The organism is Lactobacillus sp. ESL0785, assembly GCF_029395455.1.
Lineage (GTDB): Bacteria > Bacillota > Bacilli > Lactobacillales > Lactobacillaceae > Lactobacillus.
In genome coordinates, this window is the sequence record NZ_CP113916.1 from 570317 (window position 1) to 591992 (window position 21676).

At 37.9% G+C, this 21676-nt stretch carries 19 protein-coding genes; 18 read left to right on the forward strand and 1 reads right to left on the reverse strand.

What is annotated here, in order from left to right:
* Positions 1 to 17: 17 nt before the first annotated feature.
* Both OZY43_RS02860 and OZY43_RS02865 read left to right on the forward strand, forming a co-directional pair.
* Positions 18 to 701, forward strand: a complete 684-nt coding sequence (locus OZY43_RS02860) for a response regulator transcription factor (RefSeq protein WP_277165767.1) — start codon at positions 18 to 20, stop codon at positions 699 to 701.
* A complete protein-coding gene (locus tag OZY43_RS02865; RefSeq protein WP_277165768.1) occupies positions 668 to 2026 on the forward strand; it encodes a HAMP domain-containing sensor histidine kinase in 1359 nt (452 codons plus the stop codon). The genes OZY43_RS02860 and OZY43_RS02865 overlap by 34 nt, the downstream gene beginning before the upstream one ends.
* A gap of 50 nt (positions 2027 to 2076) precedes the next feature.
* Here the strand turns inward: OZY43_RS02865 and OZY43_RS02870 are convergent, their stop codons facing one another.
* Complete coding sequence (locus OZY43_RS02870; protein WP_277165770.1) at positions 2077 to 3102, reverse strand: lactonase family protein; 1026 nt, start codon at positions 3100 to 3102, stop codon at positions 2077 to 2079.
* A gap of 158 nt (positions 3103 to 3260) precedes the next feature.
* Between OZY43_RS02870 and OZY43_RS02875 the strand changes: the two genes are divergently transcribed.
* The 16 genes from OZY43_RS02875 to OZY43_RS02950 all read left to right on the forward strand — a co-directional run bounded on the left by OZY43_RS02875 (position 3261) and on the right by OZY43_RS02950 (position 21660).
* Positions 3261 to 6026: a cation-transporting P-type ATPase gene (locus tag OZY43_RS02875; RefSeq protein WP_277165772.1), complete on the forward strand. Its 2766-nt coding sequence runs from the start codon at positions 3261 to 3263 to the stop codon at positions 6024 to 6026.
* Positions 6027 to 6103: 77 nt separating this feature from the next.
* The gene (locus OZY43_RS02880) at positions 6104 to 6484 is read left to right on the forward strand and encodes a PTS glucitol/sorbitol transporter subunit IIA (RefSeq protein WP_277165774.1); all 381 of its coding nucleotides are present in this window, start codon (positions 6104 to 6106) and stop codon (positions 6482 to 6484) included.
* A gap of 14 nt (positions 6485 to 6498) precedes the next feature.
* Positions 6499 to 7686, forward strand: coding sequence for an AI-2E family transporter (locus OZY43_RS02885; protein WP_277165776.1), 1188 nt, complete (start codon positions 6499 to 6501; stop codon positions 7684 to 7686).
* Between the two features lie 57 nt (positions 7687 to 7743).
* Complete coding sequence (gene trmL, locus OZY43_RS02890; RefSeq protein ID WP_277165778.1) at positions 7744 to 8301, forward strand: tRNA (uridine(34)/cytosine(34)/5-carboxymethylaminomethyluridine(34)-2'-O)-methyltransferase TrmL; 558 nt, start codon at positions 7744 to 7746, stop codon at positions 8299 to 8301.
* Positions 8301 to 8693 carry a DUF1149 family protein gene (locus OZY43_RS02895; protein WP_277165781.1) on the forward strand — a complete coding sequence of 131 codons (393 nt, stop codon included), beginning with the start codon at positions 8301 to 8303 and terminating at the stop codon, positions 8691 to 8693. The genes trmL and OZY43_RS02895 overlap by 1 nt, the downstream gene beginning before the upstream one ends.
* Before the next feature lie 19 nt (positions 8694 to 8712).
* Positions 8713 to 11169: a DNA translocase FtsK gene (locus OZY43_RS02900; RefSeq protein WP_277165783.1), complete on the forward strand. Its 2457-nt coding sequence runs from the start codon at positions 8713 to 8715 to the stop codon at positions 11167 to 11169.
* 173 nt (positions 11170 to 11342) lie between these two features.
* Entirely contained in the window at positions 11343 to 12071 is a 729-nt protein-coding gene (locus OZY43_RS02905; RefSeq protein WP_277165785.1) for an SDR family oxidoreductase, read from the forward strand.
* Positions 12072 to 12137: 66 nt separating this feature from the next.
* Complete coding sequence (locus OZY43_RS02910) at positions 12138 to 13229, forward strand: helix-turn-helix domain-containing protein (RefSeq protein ID WP_277165787.1); 1092 nt, start codon at positions 12138 to 12140, stop codon at positions 13227 to 13229.
* A gap of 22 nt (positions 13230 to 13251) precedes the next feature.
* Positions 13252 to 13812 (forward strand): CDP-diacylglycerol--glycerol-3-phosphate 3-phosphatidyltransferase, encoded by a 561-nt coding sequence (gene pgsA / locus OZY43_RS02915; RefSeq protein WP_277165789.1) that lies wholly within the window; start codon positions 13252 to 13254, stop codon positions 13810 to 13812.
* 141 nt (positions 13813 to 13953) lie between these two features.
* Positions 13954 to 15147 carry a betaine/proline/choline family ABC transporter ATP-binding protein gene (locus OZY43_RS02920; RefSeq protein ID WP_277165791.1) on the forward strand — a complete coding sequence of 398 codons (1194 nt, stop codon included), beginning with the start codon at positions 13954 to 13956 and terminating at the stop codon, positions 15145 to 15147.
* Position 15148: 1 nt separating this feature from the next.
* Complete coding sequence (locus OZY43_RS02925) at positions 15149 to 15772, forward strand: ABC transporter permease (protein ID WP_277165793.1); 624 nt, start codon at positions 15149 to 15151, stop codon at positions 15770 to 15772.
* A gap of 12 nt (positions 15773 to 15784) precedes the next feature.
* Positions 15785 to 16720, forward strand: a complete 936-nt coding sequence (locus OZY43_RS02930; protein ID WP_277165794.1) for a glycine betaine ABC transporter substrate-binding protein — start codon at positions 15785 to 15787, stop codon at positions 16718 to 16720.
* Complete coding sequence (locus OZY43_RS02935; protein ID WP_277165797.1) at positions 16720 to 17379, forward strand: ABC transporter permease; 660 nt, start codon at positions 16720 to 16722, stop codon at positions 17377 to 17379. Before OZY43_RS02930 ends, OZY43_RS02935 begins: the two co-directional genes overlap by 1 nt.
* Before the next feature lie 137 nt (positions 17380 to 17516).
* Positions 17517 to 18626 carry a recombinase RecA gene (recA, locus tag OZY43_RS02940; RefSeq protein WP_277165798.1) on the forward strand — a complete coding sequence of 370 codons (1110 nt, stop codon included), beginning with the start codon at positions 17517 to 17519 and terminating at the stop codon, positions 18624 to 18626.
* 131 nt (positions 18627 to 18757) lie between these two features.
* Positions 18758 to 20389, forward strand: a complete 1632-nt coding sequence (gene rny / locus OZY43_RS02945) for a ribonuclease Y (RefSeq protein ID WP_277165801.1) — start codon at positions 18758 to 18760, stop codon at positions 20387 to 20389.
* Between the two features lie 110 nt (positions 20390 to 20499).
* Complete coding sequence (locus OZY43_RS02950; RefSeq protein WP_277165803.1) at positions 20500 to 21660, forward strand: MraY family glycosyltransferase; 1161 nt, start codon at positions 20500 to 20502, stop codon at positions 21658 to 21660.
* The last annotated feature ends 16 nt before the right edge of the window (positions 21661 to 21676 follow it).

A 21676-nucleotide genomic window follows, 5' to 3' on the forward strand; every position in this document is an offset into this window, starting at 1 on the left:
ATCGAGAGGAGAAGATTATGTCTAAAATTCTTGCCATTGATGACGATCAAGATTTGCTAGTATTGGTTAAAAGAGCATTAACTCGTGAAGGCTACATTGTTGATACTAGGTGTTCAACAAAAGAATTAACTGCTGAAAGTTGTCGCTTTTATCAATTGTTGCTAGTTGATGTAATGATGCCTGATGAAGATGGATTTGATTTTTGTCAGCGAATTAGGCCAGTATATGATGGCCCAATTATTTTTTTAACGGCTAAAACTGATGATACTGCATTGGTGCGTGGATTAGGACTAGGCGGTGATGATTATATTAAAAAGCCGTTTAGCTTGGCTGAATTACGTGCACGAGTTAATGCTCATTTGCGTCGTGAGCAGCGGCAGCCACTTCATGCGTACGAACGCTCAGGTGTACTCTTTAATTTATCAGAGAGAAAAGCCTATGTTCATGGGAAAACTGTTCCTTTTACCAAAGGTGAGTTTCAGTTGGCAGCTCAGCTAGCAGAGCATCCAGGGCAGGTTTATACCAAGGAACAATTGTATGAAACAGTTTTTGGTTTTAATACTGCTCATGACAATGCCGCAATTGCTGAGCATATCAAGAATATTCGTGCTAAATTAAAAATATTTTCGTTAACACCAATTGTGACTGTCTGGGGAGTGGGTTATAAATGGCAAGAAGAAGGGGTATTTCCTACTTACTAATTAAATTTTTACTGATTAATGGTGGAATAATTATTTTTTTGACTTGTATCTGGTTTTTTAGTGCCCAGTATTTGTCGAATAGTGGTGTTGTCCATCCAGCTAATTATGATGAACAGAAAGTTCAACAGTTTGTTAAAAAACAACGTCATAAGCGTGTGTTTAATGCTGATGCAGTACCTGATAATGTAAGTTATGCTTTATTTAATACTCAGTATCACATCTTGAAGACTAATGCTACTCAAACTGACAGGCAAAAAATGAGTCAGTATTTGCATTATCCTGACCAGACTGTTTATGATTACCAACTTGTACGTTATCCGGATAAATCAGTTGTGGTCTTGCATTATTACTATTTAATTCGATATATTAATCCAGTTTTGCAGAAAATTTTGCCTCCATATGAATATTTTTCTTTAGGGATATTGTTATTCTTAATTTTGTTTTGCCTGGTTGTGACGACAATTTTATTAAGAAATAAGATTGTTAGGTCAGTCAATTTATTTCATCAAGTTGGTGAAAACATTGCTCAACAGAACTTAGATTTTAAAATACCACAATCCAATATTAGAGAATTTGAGCATGCTTTGAATGCAATGGCAAAAATGCGATCAGCTTTAAAAAAGTCTTTGACGAGCAAATGGGCACAGGAACAAAGCCAGCAGCAGGAAATCTCTGCTCTTAGTCATGACCTGAAAACCCCGCTCACTATTATTCACGGTAATAGTGAGTTGTTACTCGAAGATAATAATTTGACTCAGCAGCAGCGAAAAGATTTACAAAGTATTATGCGTAATACTTTGCAGGCTAATGAATATTTAAATTCGTTAAGAGCGGCAACTAATGGCAATGTTGAACAGGCAGAAAATGTTAATCTTAATACTTTGCAAAGTGTAATTCTTCGGCATGCCGAAGAATTAGTTCATACTAAAAAAATTAAGTTAATAGTAAGAGGCACCATGTCAGGTTATGCTTATTTACAAAAAAATCATGTCATTAGAGCAATAATTAATGTTATTGAAAATGCAGTTACCTTTACGCCTGCAGACAGGGAAATTAAGTTAACTTTTAAAAATCAACCAGGGCAAGTACAAATTAGTATTTATGACCAAGGTCCAGGCTTTTCTAAAAGTGCCTTGTTGAATGCAACTAGACGTTTTTGGAAAGAAGACCAAGCACGCAAGATTAATGGGCATAGTGGCCTAGGGCTATGGTTTGCCAATGATGTTGTTAGTAAAAATAAGGGACAACTAATTATCAAAAATGGTTCTAGTGGTGGCATTGTTTTGATAGATTTAGCAAAAGTTGTCAATAAACGTGAAAACTAAAAGGAGCCCATTCTTAGTGAATGAACTCCTTTTTGTCAGGTTAAAATTAATTATTCAAATAAAACACAAGTACCTTCTGGAACAGCAATATTTTTTTGGATAGGTGTCAGGCAGCCATTATCTGCATTGCGAGTGTAAAGCGTAGCGTTGTCAGTATTTTGGTTAGCGACTACCACGTATTGTTCATTTTCGTCCCAATTAAAGTCGCGGGGAAATTCACCAAAAGTGGCAATGTGCTGTACTAATTGCAAAGTATGATCAGCTTTAATGGCAAAGACAGCAAGCGAATTGTGACCGCGGTTAGAAACGTAAATGAATTTGCCATCCTGACTAATCCGAATAGCCGCAGCACCGTTGTGATCAGTGAAACCAGCAGGAATAGTTGAGTAAGTGGCGATATTTTCAAAAGTCCAATTTTGTTCATTAAACTGGACGACATTAATCTTGCTAGACAATTCACCAGCAACGTAAAAGTACTTGCCGTCCTGACTAAAGACAATGTGACGACTGCCAAAGCCGGGATCATTATGGTAGCTGGCTAAGTGGGTTAATTTTTGCTCCTTAAAGCTATAAAAATCAATGCGGTCATTGCCTAAGTCACAACTAACTAAGTTACCTTGAGGTGTTTCATCAAAAAAGTGTGGGTGCGGGCCGTCAACTTGTTCAGGTCGTGGTCCTAAGGTATCAGCGGTGTGGGTAACTGAATCTAGTAAAGTCAATTTGCCTTGAGAGGTATACGAAAGGACAGCTAAGACAGCAGTGTGATAGTTGGCGGTGTAGATTAATTGCTTTTCTTTGTTAATGCCGACATAGGCGGGTGAAGAACCGGGGGTTAAGTAAGAATCAGTTTCCTGATAAGTTCCATCAATTAGTTTAAAGGCACTGATACCACCTTTTTCACCAGCATTGTTAATTGTAAAAATTAAGTCATGATCTTGAACAAAGTAGGTTGGTCCACCAACTTTAATTATTTCTTTTGCAGAACCAATTTGGGGCTGTGAACCCGTGTTAGAGAGGACCAATTCATAAATGCCAGTGGCACTTTTTTTGGTGTAACCTCCAATTAATAACTTCATATTTGAGCCTCCATTTAAAATTTGTAATATAATTGGCATAATTAGTATAGCACGACATATCTTTAAAATTTAAGTAGTTAATATACCTAAAAAAGTGTTAAAGTAAGTTGTCGACTTTAGCAAAAGTGAAAATTTTTAGTTAAGAAGGTAACACTAAAATGGATGAAAATAAAATCCGTGAACTTTATGCCAAAAATGATGTTGCAGAAGTTTTTACAAATTTACATTCCTCATCTGATGGTTTGAGTTCCGCGGAAGCTGCTAAAAGACTGCAGAAGTATGGCCCTAATGAGATTAAAAAATCTCAGGATGAATCGCAATGGAAAGTATTCTTTAAGAATTTCGTTAGCATGATGGCGATTTTGCTGTGGATTTCTGGTGCAATTGCAATGTTAAGCGGCACAATTGAATTAGGAATTGCCATTTGGTTGGTTAATATTATTAACGGCTTGTTTAGCTTTTGGCAGGAACGTGCTGCCAAACGGGCAACTGATGCGTTGAATAATATGCTGCCAACGTATGTGCAGGTTGTTCGTGACGGCAAAAAGATGCAGATTGATTCCAAAGAATTAGTCCCAGGAGATGTCTTTATTTTGCAGGCTGGTAATGCAATCCCAGCTGATGCACGGTTGATTTCAGCTAGTTCAATGCAGGTTGATCAGAGTGCGTTAAATGGTGAATCAGTTCCTGAATCTAAGACAACTAAGTATGATGCAGGTGAAGGCAGCTATGCTGAAACCAATTTAGTTTATTCAGGGACAACAGTTGGTGCCGGAACAGCACGTGCAATTGCGTTTGCAACGGGGATGGAGACTGAATTTGGTCGCATTGCCCAATTAACGCAGAAGCAAGAAAAAGTTGATAGTCCGTTGACGCAGGAACTTAACCGGCTGACAAAGCAATTATCAATTATTGCTGTTTCAATTGGGGTTATCTTCTTAATTGCCGCTATTTTCTTCGTTAAATATCCGTTTGCTAAGGCATTTATCTTTGCCTTAGGGATGATTGTTGCTTTTATTCCAGAAGGATTATTACCAACAGTTACTTTGAGTTTGGCTCAGGGTGTTCGCCGAATGGCCAAAAAGCACGCACTAGTTAAGGAATTAAATTCGGTTGAAACTTTAGGTGAAACAACGGTTATTTGTTCTGATAAGACTGGTACCTTGACGCAAAACCAAATGACGATTCATTATATTTGGACACCTAAAAACGAATATAAGGTAACTGGCAATGGCTATGTTAACAATGGTCAGGTTGAATTAAATGGTAAGCAATTATGGTATGAAGAAAATCCCGACTTACATAAATTAATTCAGATTGCTTCTCTTGATAATGATACCGCGGTGCAGCCAAGCAAGGTTAAGGGCGGCAAACCTAAGATTTTAGGTACGCCAACTGAAGCATCATTAATTATCATGGCGCAAAAGGCTGGTTTTGACCGGCAAAAAGTTTTGGTTAAGTATCCAAGACTACGCGAATTGCCGTTTGATTCTGATAGAAAACGGATGTCAACAATTCACCGCTGGAATGACAAGCAATATATTATTTTTACTAAGGGTTCTTTCAGTGATGTAATTAAGCAATGTGACCAAATTCAAGTTGATGGTCAGGTCCGTGAATTAACGCAGGATGATCATGAACGTGCGGACAAAGTGAATGCTAATTATGCAGCAAAAGGCTTACGTAGTATGGCGATGGCCTATCGGATTGTTGAACGTGCGGCAACGGATGTTAACAAGCTCACAATTGCTGATGCTGAAACGCACTTAGTCTTTGTTGGTTTGACAACAATGAGTGACCCGCCACGTCCAGAAATTTACAATGCAGTTAAACGGTGTCATGAAGCTAAAATCAAAATCATTATGGTTACTGGTGACTCAAAATTGACGGCTAAGTCAGTTGCTGTTCAAATCGGATTAACTTCGGATAAGGCACGAGTTATTTCAGGAACTGAGCTTGAAGAAATGAGTGACAGTGAATTACGTGAGGCACTCAAGGGTGAAGTTATTTTTGCACGGGTTGCACCTGAGCAAAAGTACAAGGTTGTTAAGACCTTGCAGGAAAATGGTGAAATTGTAGCTTCGACTGGTGATGGTGTTAATGATGCTCCTGCTTTGAAACAAGCCGATATTGGAATTGCGATGGGAATGACCGGGACAGATGTTGCCAAAGATGCTGCTAACATTATTCTAACTGATGATAACTTTGCTTCAATTGTTGCCGCAATTGAAGAAGGCCGAGCTGTTTACAGTAACATTCGGAAGTTCTTAACATATATTTTGACCTCTAATGTTCCTGAAGCCTTTCCATCAATTTTGTTCTTGTTCTCTGGTGGCTTAATTCCACTGCCAATGACAGTTATGCAGATTTTAACGGTTGACTTGGGAACAGATATGCTGCCAGCATTAGGGCTTGGTGGTGAAGCTGTTGATCCAGATGTGATGAAACAGGCGCCAAGAAAGCGAAATGAACATTTGCTTAATCGCAGTGTTATTCTTCATGCGTTTTTATGGTACGGTCTTATTTCAAGTATTATTTCGATTGGTGCCTACTTCTTTGTTAATACTCAAAATGGATGGCCGCAAGCTGCTTTAGCTTCCAGTGGTTCTGTTTACATGCGGGCAACGACGATGGTTCTAGGAGCAATCGTCTTTACGCAAATTGCTAATGTTTTAAATTGCCGGACTAACAAGGTTTCAATTTTTAAGAAGGGCTTGTTCAGTAACCATAATATTTGGTATGGTATTATCTTTGAAGTTCTGCTTTTCTTAGTTTTGACGGTAACACCAGGTTTACAGCAATTATTCAATACCACTAGATTATTGCCAACAGATTGGTTATTCCTCTTCTGTCTGCCAATCCCACTGGTTTTAATTGATGAATTACGTAAATGGCTGTTTTTCCACAAGGAAACTAATAAGTAAAAAAATAAAATCGCTTATCTTGTTAGGTAAGCGATTTTTATTTATGCTAAAATTAACCTTTAAGGAGTAGTGCAAAAATGAAATGGATAGCAAAGATTGTTAATATTGGTGCACAAGCACTCGAACCGAAGACTAAAATGGTAATTTTATTCGGTGAAAATGTTAATCAAGATTTAAAGAAAGTAGCAATTACACAGCGATTTGCTCAGGCAACATCACTTAATGATTTTATCTTTAAAAAAGGTGATACAATCACAATTGCTGGGCAAACTTATGCTGCTACTTTTGTTGGTGCGATGACGCAGAGCAACATGAAAACTATGGGGCACGTAACATTGTATTTTGGACAAAAAGTCCCGCAAAATCCGTTAGGAAATGCAATTTATTTGCAGTTACCGGGTGCGCAGCTACTACCGAAATTTAAGGTTAATGATGAGATTATTTATGAACATATTTAGTTTGGGATGGGTTGATGAAATACAAACGAAGACAAGGTGAGCAAAGCGTTTTTCAAAAGTGGTTTTTGAATAATCGTTTTAGCATCGTTTTACTTAACTTTTTGCTGTTTTTTTTAGTAATCTGGCTATTTAATAAAATTTCTTTTGTTTTAAATCCAGCGCGATTATTTGTTAGCGCGATTTTACCGCCATTAGTGCTAGCAGTAATTCAATTTTATATTATGAATCCACTGGTTGATTTTCTGGAGCGGAAGTTTCACGTACCACGGTTCGTGACAATTATTGGTTTATTTTTGCTGGTTGCAGTTATCTTAGTTTGGATTATTAATACGTTATTGCCAATTGTGCAGAGTCAGATTAACTCATTAATTAAGCATTGGCCACATATCTGGAATAATGCTACATTGGCTATTCAAAATGAGCTTAGTGATCCCCAGTTTCACAGTGTTAAAAATAATATTAATGGCGCCATTAATCATGCTCAGAATATGTTGTTTAAATCTAGTCAGAATGCTATTAATGCGGCTCTTAATAATATTTCATCTGCGATTAGTGTGATTACAATCATTTTTATGACGGTTGTTACAGCGCCGTTTATTCTATTTTTCATGTTGAAGGATGGTCATAAATTACGACCATATGTTACTGAATTTGCGCCTAAACGCTGGCAAAAAAGTTTTAGTCAATTGCTTTATGAAATTAATGCTGCTCTAGCTTCATATATTCGTGGTCAGATTACCGTTGCTTTTTGGGTTGGCATTATGTTTGCAATTGGCTACACTATTATTGGACAGCCGTATGCAATTGCTTTGGCTGTGCTAAGTGGTTTTTTGAATTTGATTCCGTATTTCGGTACCTTTATTGCCTTTATTCCGTCAATTGTAATTGCAATAATGATTTCTGTACCAATGTTAATTAAGGTACTAATTGTTTTTGCAATTGAACAAACGATTGAATCCCGAGTAATTAGTCCGTTAGTGATGGGCAATAAGATGGCAATGCATCCAGTTACCACTATTTTGCTCTTAATTGGTGCTAGTTCAGTGTGGGGCTTATGGGGAGTTATTTTCGGAATTCCAATTTATGCCATTTTAAAGATAATCATTATGCGCGTGTATAATTACTATCGTAGAGTTTCGCAAGTGTTTGCGGAAGATAAAAGTGCTTCTTTGACCACAGAAGATGCAGAAAATAAAAATTAATGTAAGATTTAAGCGGAGTGTGGTTGTGTGCCACGCTCTTTTATTAAGGAGAAATAGATGACGAATCATGTTGTATTATACGAACCATTAATGCCGGCAAATACGGGTAATATTGCTCGGACTTGTGCGGGGACGAATACAGTATTGGATCTGATTGAGCCGTTAGGCTTTCAGATTGATGATAAAAAGATGAAGCGGGCTGGTCTTGATTATTGGGACAAGGTTGATGTTCGTAAGCATGATGACCTAGAGGCCTTCCTAAAAACATTGGGACCTCAAGATGAGCTATACTTAATTTCCAAGTTTTCTGCTAAAAATTATGCTGAAGTTGATTATACTGATCAGAATAAGAATTATTATTTCATCTTTGGTAAGGAAACTACGGGATTGCCAGAAACTTTTATGCGAGAATATTATGATCGTAATTTACGAATACCAATGTCGGACAATATTCGTTGCTATAATTTAGCTAACTCAGTAGCAATGGTTCTGCTTGAAGCGTTACGCCAACAAGGTTTTCCTAATATGGAAACGGCGCATCATTATGAAAATGATAAGCTAAAAGATGATTATAATCGCCCAGAACGCTATGAAAGAAACTTAGGGGAAAAATAATGAATTTTACAAAAGAAACACCAGTGATGGTTAAGAACTTTCACTATGATATTAATGAAAAACCAGAGGTTAAGGATCAGGTTAATTTTGGCTTAAAAAAGGTAGAAAAACAAAATGACGATGGCACAACTGATCCTGGTGACGGTGGCAGTTATTTTGATGTAACCGTGATTTTTGATGTTGCCCCAGCACCTGGAGAATTTTCTGTTAGCGGGATGATTAGTCAGATTGTCAAATTGGAAGATTATTTTGGCGATGGCAGTGACTTAGAAAAAACTGATTATAAGTTGTTGAGTCGGCCATTAGTTGAATATATTGAAACATTAACTTATGAAGTTACACAAATTACTCTGGATGAACCAGTTAATTTGAACTTCCAAGCTAATTTTTAGTTTTTGATTAGGTGCAGCTATGCCTAAGAAGAAAAAGAGAAAAGTAGTCAAAAAACGTAAAAAAGCGCAGAACGCAGGAATGACTTGGGCGGTTATTGGCTTAATACAAATAATTATTGCTGTGTTAGCATTTGTTAAATTTGGCGTGCTGGGCAAACAAATTGCTAATTGCTTTCGCCTGTTTTTCGGTGATTCGTACTTATTCATGGCCGCACTATGTGCTTTATTTGGCATTGTGCTGTTGATTTATAACCAACCAATGCATTTTAAATTTAAACGCAGTTTTGGCCTGTTTTTGGCAATTTTTGGCTTACTTTTGCTGCAGAGTAGTTTTTATTTTGAACATGAATTGGTTAATAATGCTTTTATAAATTCCTTTTGGCATGAAATGATGGCTGAATTTGGTCGAGCAGCAGTTACTGTTTCGGTTGGTGGTGGCATGATAGGTGCATGTGGTTATCAATTGTTTTATACGTTGCTGGGACATATTGGGTTGCGAATTATTGCAATTTTGCTGATACCAATTGGCACGTTGATGTTTTTTGATGTTAAATTTAGAACCATTATTATTAAATTTCAGTCTTTTAGTCAGCTATTTATTGATAAAAATAAGCAGGCTGGGACAAAAATTAAGAATAAATACGGTACAATTCGAGAACAGCAAGTCGCAAAAAGAGCGCATAAGCGAGTTGTCTCGGGAGGTAAAGATAATTCTATTGGTTCACAAGTGCCACTTTTTCCTGATGTTAATGATTTTACAGTTAAGAAGGATACGTCAACCAATGTTCCAGTTGAGCAAGATGCAGCTGAAGAACAAGTAGCAACACCTGCGGCAACGGAAGAAGAAACTGAACCGCAAATTCAAATTGCAAGTCAAAATGAGGATCAGACTAAAGTAGCAGAACCAGAAGAAGTGTCAGAAGTGCAAGAGACTAACTTGCCTAAGTCACATTCATTTGCTGATGAAGATCAAAAAATGCTGCAGGAACTAGCTAATGTTGATCATGGTGAGTTGAAGCAGGATAAGAAGACAAGTGCAGAATATAAGAAGCCACCTTTGTCACTACTTGATGCAATTAAAAATGCGGATCAGAGTGCTGATAAAGATTTAATTAGAAAAAACACCCAGACATTGCAGTCAACTTTTAAGAGCTTCGGCGTAAATGTTATCATTAAAAAAGCTATTTTGGGGCCGACGATTACCAGATATGAGGTTCAACCTGCAGTTGGGGTTAAAGTTAGCCGAATTGTGAATTTGGCTGATGATTTGGCATTGGCTTTAGCAGCTAAAGACATTAGAATTGAAGCGCCAATTCCTGGGAAACCATTTATTGGTATTGAGGTGCCTAATCGGACCAATTCAGTTGTTGCTTTTAAAGATGTAATGCAAAATCAGGATGCCAAGGCACGAGAACAGCCGATGGTTGTCCCGTTAGGTAAGGACGTTACGGGACAGACAATCTCAGCTAATTTGGCTAAAATGCCTCACTTGCTGATTGCTGGTTCAACTGGTTCAGGGAAGTCTGTGGCGATCAACACAATTTTAACTAGTATTTTAATGAAAGCACTGCCTGATCAAGTTAAACTGATTTTAATTGATCCTAAAATGGTTGAATTATCTGTTTATAATGGCGTGCCCCACTTGCTAATTCCGGTTGTAACTGATGCCAAATTAGCAGCAAATGCGTTGAGCAAGGCGGTTAAAGAAATGGAGCGACGTTATAAATTATTTGCAGCTAGTGGTGCCCGTAATATGGCTGAATTTAACGAAAAAGTTAAAGTTAACAACCAAGATAAGACTAAACCAGCAATGAAGACATTGCCGTATATTTTAGTTGTTGTTGATGAATTAAGCGATCTGATGATGGTTGGTGGTCATGATGTTGAAGGAGCAATTGTGCGGTTAGGGCAAATGGCGCGTGCTGCTGGAATTCACATGATTTTAGCAACGCAAAGACCGAGTGTTGATGTTATTACCGGATTAATTAAGGCCAATGTACCATCGCGAATTTCTTTTGCTGTGTCTAGTGGTATCGATTCGCGCACAATTTTAGATCAGACAGGTGCTGAAAAATTATTAGGTCGTGGGGACATGCTTTACATGCCTGTTGGTGCTTCTAAACCGGAGCGAATTCAGGGCGCTTATGTTTCTTCAAGTGAAGTTGAACGAATAATCAATTGGGTTAAACAGCAGCAAAAGCCCGAATATGATCAAGAAATGATTCCGCAGAAGGGAGCAGAAACAGCTTCTGGGTCTGCTGATGAACCAGAAGATGAATTGTATAATAAAGCAGTTGACCTTGTCAGGCACCAGCAAACTGCCAGTGTTTCAATGTTGCAGCGACGCTTCCGAATTGGTTATAATCGAGCTGCGCGGATTGTGGATGACATGGAAGCAAAAGGCGTTGTCGGACCTTCAGAAGGTTCAAAGCCGCGTCAGGTTCTACTGCCGCCAGAAGAGCAACAGACAAAATAAAATTTAAGAAAGTTTAGCAAGTACTAATTTTATGCAATCCTTGTAAAAAATAATGTTAAAATTAAAACGAACATTGTAGATGGAAAAGTGTAGAATTGAATAAGTCATTGTTATATAATTTGTACTATTGTGTTGATTGTTAGCTCATAATTGAGCAGAAAAGGAATATTGAAATGCAGCGAGCGATTGTGTTTGGTGCGACAGGTGGCATTGGGCAAGCGATTTGTACTGAATTGGCAAAAGCAGGTTGGTCATTGTATCTTCATTGCAGTCAAAATTGGGAGTTAGCTTGTCGGTTAAGTAAACAATTGATGCAGGATTATCCTGAGCAGGATTTTATTCCACTCAAACTGAGTTTTTTGGTTGATAATGATGATTTGACAGCTTTTGCGTCGGGCTTATTACCAATTAATGCTGCGGTTTTTGCCCAGGGAATTACAGATTATAATTTTGTTAGTGAGCAGCTAATGAGTAAGGTAGACCAAATACTGCAAGTTAATTTGTTGACGCCAATTAAGTTAACAGGGTTACTTGAGCCGCTGCTAATTAAAAATGATTTTAGCCGGCTTGTTTATCTTGGTTCAGTATATGGTGGTCAAGGTAGTGCAATGGAAGCTGTTTATAGCAGTTCTAAAGCTGGCTTATCGCGCTTTGCTCAGAGTTATGCCCGTGAAGTAGCATCAACTAACTTAACAGTTAATGTAATTGCGCCTGGTGCGGTTAATACACAGATGAATGCAATGTTCTCGTCTGAAACGATGGCGGAAGTGAAGAGTGAAATTCCTGCAGGTCGGTTGGCCGAAAGCAGCGAGGTTGCTTTTTGGGTTGAAACCCTGCTACAAGAGCGTTCAGGCTATTTAACTGGCCAGACAATTTATGTTAGTGGCGGTTGGCTTTTATAAAGGTAAAAATAATTAGTAGTATATGTTATACTCAAAGTGATGAATAAATATTTTAAAGAGGTAACTATGGCAGATATCGGAGACAAATTACGCAGTGCCAGAGAGGCAAAGGGACTTTCAATTGCAGATATTGAAAAAGCAACTAAAATTCAAGGTAGATATCTGACGGCAATTGAACAAAACGAATTTGATAAACTCCCCGGTGACTTTTATGTCCGGGCTTTTATTCGGCAATATGCTCAAGTTGTTGGTTTAGATGGCAAAAAATTGTTAAGTGAGTATCATCAAGATATTCCTAAACCTGAACCGGATGAATACGTTGAAGATTCGATTGATAATAAGAGCGAAGAAGTACGTAAAACAACCAGTAACAAGAAAAAAATCTGGAAGAATTACCTGCCACGAGTGATTGTTGGCCTAGCGGTAATTGTTGTTATTCTTGTTTGTTATGCGGTTTATGCTCATTTTTCAGCTAGTCATAATCAAAATGCTAATCCTGATAACAACGTTTCAATTTCTTCAGAAAATACAAATAAGCCGAAGAAGAAAGAGAAAGTTGCCAAGACTAATCCGGTTAAAGTTAGAGAAGTTGCTGTTAACCAATTTCAAGTTACTGGTTTGAAGAAAAATCGTAGTTTGATTATTCGTGCTGGTGCACAGACAACTACGGTAACGATTTCGATTAATGGTATTAGACGCGACGTGCAAACGCTAGCAGCTGATCAAAAGCATAGTATGGTTATTCCAACTGATGCGCAAAACGTTGTCGTTAGCTTTAGTAATGCACTTGATACTAAGATGACAGTTGGCGGTAAGAAAGTTCCATACAATCCACAAAGTGGTGCGCTTTCGATAACTTTGATTATTGGTAAAGGCAAAGCGCAAACTAATTCACAGTCTAGTTCGACGACGAATACTTACCACGATAATAATAGTTCAACTACTAATACTAATCGTTCGCAGACAACTCGTAATAATTCACAACGGCAAAATTCACAGACGCATTCAACTACTAATAGTGCTAATAATTCGCAGCATAGCCAAAGTTCACAAACTAATGGTCAGAATACGCAAAATAATAACCAAAGTGGTACAGGTTCAACTAACAATAGTAATCAGTCTAATAATTCATCATCTAATAATAGTGACCAAAATTAATTAAGAGGAGAAGTAATAAAGAATGAATTTACCTAATAAGTTAACGGTTTTTAGAATATTTTTGATACCGGTATTTGTATTAATTGTCATGTTTGGCGGTAATGCAAGTGTGCAAGTTGGTGGCAGTACAGTTTACTGGCGGCTAGTGATTGCGGCAGTGGTCTTTGCTGTTGCTTCTGCTACTGATTGGTTTGACGGTCACATTGCAAGATCGCGGAATATGGTAACGAATTTTGGTAAATTTGCTGATCCGCTAGCTGATAAAATGCTAACGATGACAGCCTTTATTATGCTAGTTTCATTGAATTTAGCTCCAGCTTGGGTAGTTGTAATTATTGTTTGTCGTGAGCTGGCAGTAACTGGATTACGTCTGATTTTGGCGGAGAATAAGGGTCAAGTAATGGCGGCGGCAATGCCTGGTAAAATTAAGACAACTTGTCAAATGTTAGCTGTCATTTTTCTCTTAATTGGTAATTTTTATTACATTGGTACAATTTTGTTATACCTTGCCTTAATTTTTACTATTTATTCAGGTTGGGACTATTTCCACAGTTCATGGGATGTCTTTAAAGGTTCAATGTAAATTACAGAAGTACTAACTTAGGTTGGTGCTTTTTTTGTACAATTTTTTAACTTTCAGGTTGGTAAAGCTGATATTTTTGCTTAATTGCAAGTGAATTGTTAGCATTAAATTAACAGAAATATTAAGAAAGGAGAATTTAGGATGACAGAAAAAATCCCAATGGTTGAATTTCGGGACGTGTCGAAGACCTATCCTAAAAGTAAAAAGTCAGCTGTTAAGCATATTAGTTTTAAAATCAATCAAGGTGAATTTTGTTGCTTGATTGGGACTTCTGGGTCTGGTAAAACAACGTTAATGCGAATGATTAATCGAATGAATACGGTCACTACCGGTACGGTTTTCGTTGCGGGTAAAAATGTCGAATCATTTAATCCTGTTAACTTACGTCGTCATATTGGCTATGTTATTCAGAGCAATGGCCTGATGCCACATATGACGATTAGAGAAAATATTATCTTAGTTCCTAAATTACTAAAATGGCCTAAGGAAAAACTAGCTAGTGCAGCAAAGAAATTAATTAAAATGGCAGAATTGCCAGAATCTTATCTTGATCGTTATCCTGCAGAATTATCAGGTGGTCAGCAGCAGCGAATTGGTGTTGTACGGGCTTTAGCTGCTAATCAAAATTTGATTTTGATGGATGAACCTTTTGGCGCACTAGATCCAATTACGCGTGAAAGTTTACAGAATTTGGTACAGCATTTACAAACAAAATTGGGAAAAACGATAGTTTTTGTTACTCATGATATGGATGAGGCCTTAAAACTAGCAACAAAAATCGTTGTTTTACATGATGGTCAGTTAGTGCAGGTCGGTACTCCAGATGAGATTTTGCATCATCCAGCGAATGACTTTGTTAAGACGTTAATTGGCGAAGAACGACTAGCTGCTGCTAAATATGAAACTGTTAAAGTGAAAAATGTGATGTTAGCTGATCCAGTTAAGATTAGTATTAGTGCAACGTTAACTGAAGCCTTAACAATGATGAAGAAGCGTCGAGTTGATACTTTATTGGTTGTTGATGATCATAATCATTTAAAGGGTTATATTTCAATTGCAACTTTACAGAGTAAATATCAAACTTTGACTAGCGTGAGTGATATTTTACAACCAATTGTTGAAACTGTTGGTCCTGAAGAATATTTGCGTGATAACTTTAGCCGGATTTTGAAGCGTAATCGGCAGTACGTTCCGGTTATTGATTCTGAGCAAAAATTAGTAGGTATTGTGACCCGGTCAAGTCTTGTGAATGTTGTTTACGAATCAATTTGGGGCAATTCTAATACTGCTGGCTCATCTTCAGTTAAAACTAATTCAACAAAAGAGGCGAATTAGAATGTCAGTCTTTTTCATGCAACATGGTTCAGAATTAATTGTTAAGATTTGGCAGCAGATTTATATTTCTGCGATTGCTTTATTCTTAGGAATTTTAGCTGCTGTTCCCTTAAGTGTTATTTTATTAAAATTTCCGCGAACTGCCAAAGTAGTTGTTGCAATTGCCAGTATGCTTCAAACGATTCCAGCATTGGCATTACTAGCAATGATGATTCCATTTTTTGGTGTTGGTCAAGTACCAGCAATTATTGCCCTCTTTTTATATAGTTTAATGCCTATTTTGCGCAATACATATGTTGGCTTGACTGGCGTTAATCAAGATACAATCGACTCGGCTCGCGGCTTAGGCATGACTCAGCTGCAGTTAATTACTAAAGTTGATCTTCCATTGGCAATGCCTGTAATTATGGCTGGTATTAGGTTATCAGCGATTTATGTAATTGCTTGGGCAACTTTGGCATCATATATTGGTGCTGGCGGGCTTGGTGATTTTATCTTTAATGGCTTGAGTTTGTATCAACCTAGCTTAATTTTAGGCGGTACAATTCCTGTGATTATTTTGGCATTATTAACTGATTATTTGTTAGGAAAATTAGAGAAAAAATTGACGCCAAAAGGGATATAAGGGGTGAGCATAATGAAAAAATCGGTTAGAAAATTATCTGTAATAATTACCGCTTTTTTAGTAATGCTGCTAACTTCTGCCTGTGGGTTACCTGGATTATCTGATAGCCAAGGCAGCAGTTCAAACGTGCGCATAACGGCGTTAACAACGACTGAATCGCAAATTATGGCGAATATTATTGCACAGTTAATCGAACACGAAACGCCGTATCAGGCAACGATTGTTAATAATTTGGGCTCTGCACCGATGCAGCATCAGGCCTTGTATCGACATGATGCTGATATTCAGGCGGCAGCTTATGATGGTGGTGAATTAACTGCTAACTTGTTAATGGCACCGATTAAAAATTCCAAAAGAGCTAATGATACTGTTCGTCGTGAAGTAAAAAAGCGTTGGGATCAGACATACTTACCAACATATGGTTTTGCGAATAATTATGCTTTTATGGTTAGAAAGCAAGAACAGAAACAAAAGCAGTTGTATAACATTTCTGATTTAAAAAAGTATCAAAATCAATTTTCTGTCGGCGTGGCTTCTGAATGGGTTAATGCCCCCGGAGTTGGTTATCCTGATTTTCAAACGGCTTATGGAATTACCTTTTCTAAACTGCACCCAATGAATATCGGTTTAGTTTATTCAGCTTTGAAAAGTGCCAAAATGAACGTTATCTTGGGTTATTCAACTGATGGTCGGATTGATAGTTACCACCTCAATTTGCTAAAAGACAATAGGCACTTTTTCCCACCGTATAATTGCGGCATGTTGATTAATAATTATTTGTTGCGTGAACATCCAGAATTAAAGCCACTATTAATGCGCTTAGTGGGTCACATTAATGTTCATGAAATTCGCGCAATGAATTTTCAAGTTGATGATCATTTGCTTGAGCCAGCAACAGTGGCGCATCAATTTTTAGTAAAGCATAATTACTTTCGGGAGAAAAAATAATGGCTAAATTATCTTTATGGCAGCAATTTATCTATTACTATCAACATAATGGCAGCTATGTGTTAGCTCAATTCAATCGAACATTTCTGATTGCAATTTATGGTGTTTTATTTGCAGCAATTATTGGTATTCCGGTAGGGATTTTTATTTCGCGGAATGCTCATCTTGGTGATTTTGTTGTTGAAATTGCTAACTTTATCCAGACAATTCCATCCTTAGCGATGTTGTCAATTGTGATGATTGGCTTGGGCTTGGGGGTAATGACTGTTATTGTAACCGTTACACTGTACTCATTATTACCAATTATTAAAAATACTTATACGGGCATGCGGAATGTTGATAAAAATGTAATTGACTCAGGAAAAGGTATGGGCATGACAAAACTGCAGCTCCTGTATCTAGTAAAACTGCCTTTATCATTGTCAGTGATTATTGCTGGGTTAAAAAATGCACTAGTGATTGCGATTGGGATTACTTCAATTGGCTCGTTTGTTGGTGCTGGCGGGTTAGGCGATATTATTATTCGGGGAACGAATGCGACTAACGGTAGTGCAATTATTTTGGCAGGAGCGGTACCAACGGCATTACTCGCAATTGTGGCCGATGTTGTGTTGAATTTGTTACAAAATTGGCTGCAGCCTAAGGGTTTACGGCAGTAATTTTATAAAAGAAACTAGGCGATTTTAGCGTATTTAATAATATGGGATAATGGTCTAAACATTTGTTCGCTTTCCCTTGCAAATAAACAATAAATCAAAGTATAATTAATGGGTATTAATTAGAGGAGGTAAATCGCTTGGCCAAAGACGAAAAACAAAAGGCGCTTGAAAGTGCATTAAAAAAGATTGAAAAGAATTTTGGTAAAGGTGCTGTTATGCGGATGGGTGACAAGGCTGATACTGAAATTTCAACAATTCCGTCCGGCTCGCTGGCACTTGATGCAGCTTTAGGTGTTGGCGGTTATCCGCGTGGAAGAATTATTGAAATTTATGGGCCTGAATCTTCTGGTAAGACGACAGTTGCTCTACATGCCGTTGCTGAAGTACAAAAGCGTGGCGGTACGGCAGCATATATTGATGCTGAAAATGCGATGGATCCAGCTTATGCTGAAGCATTGGGCGTCAACGTTGACGACTTGATTTTGTCACAGCCAAACACCGGTGAAGAAGGCTTGCAAATTGCTGATACCTTGATTGCCAGTGGGGCGATTGACATTTTGATTGTCGATTCAGTTGCTGCCTTAGTGCCACAAGCTGAAATTGACGGTGATATTGGTGATAGCCATGTTGGCTTGCAGGCACGGCTGATGAGCCAAGCTTTGCGTAAACTTTCTGGTAACATTAATAAAACAAAGACGATTGCAATTTTTATTAATCAAATTCGGGAAAAAGTCGGCATTATGTTTGGTAATCCGGAGACTACACCTGGTGGTCGTGCTTTGAAGTTTTATTCGACAATTCGTTTGGAAATTCGCCGTGCTGAAAAGATTAAACAATCTGGTGGCGATATTACTGGTAATCGCGTGAAGATTAAAGTAGTTAAGAACAAAGTTGCGCCGCCATTTAAGGTTGCTGAAGTTGATATGATGTACGGTAAAGGAATTTCGCAGTCCGGCGAATTGCTTGATATGGCAGCTGATAAGGATATTATTGCTAAAGCCGGTTCGTGGTATTCCTATAATAATGAACGAATTGGTCAGGGTCGTGAGAATGCTAAAAAATATCTTGAAGAGCACCAAGATATTTATGAGGATGTGCAACATCAGGTTCGACAAGCTTATGGAATTGATGAAAAGTCGATTGCTGATCGTGAGGATCCAGCTAAAGTTAAAGCTGAAAAAACTAAAAGTGCAAATTCACCAAAGGAGTCTTCTGATCAAAAAGAAGCCGCTAACAAAAGCAAATAAAATTGAAGAAATTAACCTTGACTTGGGAATTTAGATCAAGGTTTTTTTCTTGTTCATTGACATGAGCCCCGTGGTTCTTTATCATTAATATTGTGTGAATAATCTAAAAAATAAAAAAGGCGATAGTAATCATGACAAAAATAATTTTGATTCCCGTCGCGGTTGCTATTATTTCAATTTTAATTGGTTTAGGTATTGGTTATGCAATGCGGAAGAATATTTGGGAAAAGAATGCCCAAAACGCACAAAATGATGCCGACCATATTTTAACCGATGCAAAAGCACAAGTTGCTGCTGCAAAAGCTGAAGTTAATGCGCAAAAGCAGGCTACTGAGGCTTTAAAGCAGAGCGCTGAAAACACTAAAAAAGAGAAGATTCTTGAAGCACAGGAGCAGATGCAGGATTATCGGCAAAAGGTTGAAGACGAGTTAAATGTTAAGCGTGATACGATTGCGCGTAACAATAACCGGCTTAAACAACGCGAAGATACTCTGGATCATCGCAAATCTTTACTCCGTGAGCAAGAAGACGAACTTGAACATAAGAAAAAGCAGCTGCAGGAAAAGCAAGCCGAATTGGCTGAAAAAGTGCAAACTGCTGCTGATTTAGTTGATCAAAGACAACAAAAACTGTATGAAGTAGCTCATTTGGATAAGGAACAAGCTAAGAAGCTGGTTTTAAGCGAATTGTCCGATGAATTAGTTAAAGAACGTGCAGTAATGATTAAGGACAGTAATGAAGAAGTTGAAGCGAAGGCCGATCATTATGCTCGTCAAGTAATCATTGATGCTATTCAAAGTAGTTCTGCAGATACGGTTGCTGAAACAACGGTTTCTGTAGTTGATTTACCTAATGAAGAGATGAAGGGGCGGATTATTGGCCGTGAAGGGCGGAATATTCGTTCATTCGAAGCTCTAACAGGAATTGATTTAATTATTGATGATACACCGAAGGTTGTAACTCTTAGTGGTTTTGACGCAATTAGACGTGAAATTGCTAAACGAGCAATGGAACGTTTAATTAAAGACGGCCGAATTCATCCAGCTCGGATTGAAGAGATGGTGGACAAGGCACGCAAAGAGGTCAATGATGATATTTATGAAGCTGGTGAAAGTGCATTAATGGAGCTAGGGATCCATAAGATGAATCCTGAACTAGTAAAAACGCTTGGTCGGCTGAAATATCGGACGTCATACGGGCAAAATGTTTTGGGTCACTCAATTGAAGTGGCTAAACTTGCCGGTACGATGGCGGCTGAGCTCGGTTTAAATGAAAAATTAGCGGTTCGCGCGGGATTATTACACGATATTGGAAAAGCCATCGATCATGATATTGAAGGTTCACACGTTGAAATTGGCGTGGAGTTGACGCGGAAATATCATGAATCAGATGTTGTTGTTAATGCAATTGCGGCACATCACGGGGATGTACCGAAGTTATCGTTTATTGCTGAACTAGTAGTTGCAGCAGATACGCTTTCTTCGGCAAGACCGGGTGCTAGAAGTGAGAGCCTGGAAAACTATATTAGACGGTTGACCGAGCTTGAACAAATTGCTAAGCGGTATAATGGAGTTAAACAGGCATATGCCATTCAAGCAGGACGTGAAGTCCGCGTAATGGTTGAGCCAGAGAAAATTTCCGATGACCGTATTACTGTTTTGGCACGTGATATTCGTAATCAGGTTGAAAAAGAACTTGATTATCCAGGTAATATTAAAATTACCGTTATCCGTGAAAAGCGGGTTGTGGCAGTTGCAAAATAAAGTTAAAAAAGCTGGATTCGTAAGAGTCTAGCTTTTTTATCGCCTAATTTGTGCATTTTTACCCAAGCTTGTATAATTAAAAGCAACTAAATTATGAAAGTAGCCAAATTATGTTTAAAATTATTGTTGAATTATTCTTTTTAGTGATTATTCAGGCTGCCATCACACCCTTTATTAGAAGGCTGGCCTTTGTGCTAGGTGCAGTTGATAATCCTAATGCTAGACGGGTGAATAAAAAGCCGATGCCGACATTGGGTGGCTTAGGTATTTTTGTAACTTTTAATATTGGTGTCTTTGTCTTATTACGTGAACAATTTCCAACGCATGAGGCTTTTAGTGTTCTTTTAGCTTCTAGCGTCATTGTTCTGACGGGGATGATCGATGACATTATGGAATTGAAGCCGCGGCAAAAGATGTTCGGTATTTTCGTCGGTGCCTTAGTGATTTATTTTTTGGCGGGCATCAAAATGAACGTGTTGAATGTTCCGTTTACTAATAAGCAAATTAACTTAGGTTGGTGGAGTTTACCAATTACGATTTTTTGGATTTTGGCGTTAACTAATGCCGTTAATCTAATTGATGGACTCGATGGTTTAGCTGACGGAGTGTCAATGATTTCGCTGTTTACAATGGGGATAGTTGGTTACTTTTTCTTGCATACACGGCAACTGTATATTCCAATTGCTTGTTTTATGTTAGCATCGTGTCTACTAGGCTTTTTGCCGTATAATTTTCATCCAGCAAAAATATTCTTGGGTGATACAGGAGCACTTTATATTGGGTTCATGATTGCAGTCTTTTCACTGAAAGGCTTAAAGAATGTCACTTTTATATCGCTTTTAGTACCAATAATTATTTTGGGAGTACCAATTACTGACACGATTTATGCGATGATCCGGCGGAAGTTAAACAAACGACCTGTTTCGCAAGCAGATAAGCATCACCTGCACCACCAATTAATGCGGATGGGTTTATCGCAGCGGCAAACTGTATTAACGATTTATGCATTGTCGTTGATTTTCTCGTTTATTTCGCTGTTATTCTTGCTTTCACCGACGTGGGGTACGTGGCTATTAATCATTGGCCTCTTGCTTGCTCTTGAGTTATTTGTGGAGTCAATTGGTCTTTTAGGTGAAAAATACAAGCCATTTTTACATTTGACGCAGAAAATAATTAATGCACGCAGTACTAAGGATCCCACTGTTGAAGTTTGGCACTTAGGACAGGATCGACCTGAACAATTAAAACATAAAAAAAGTAAGAAAGATTAGGAATGGTCCTAATCTT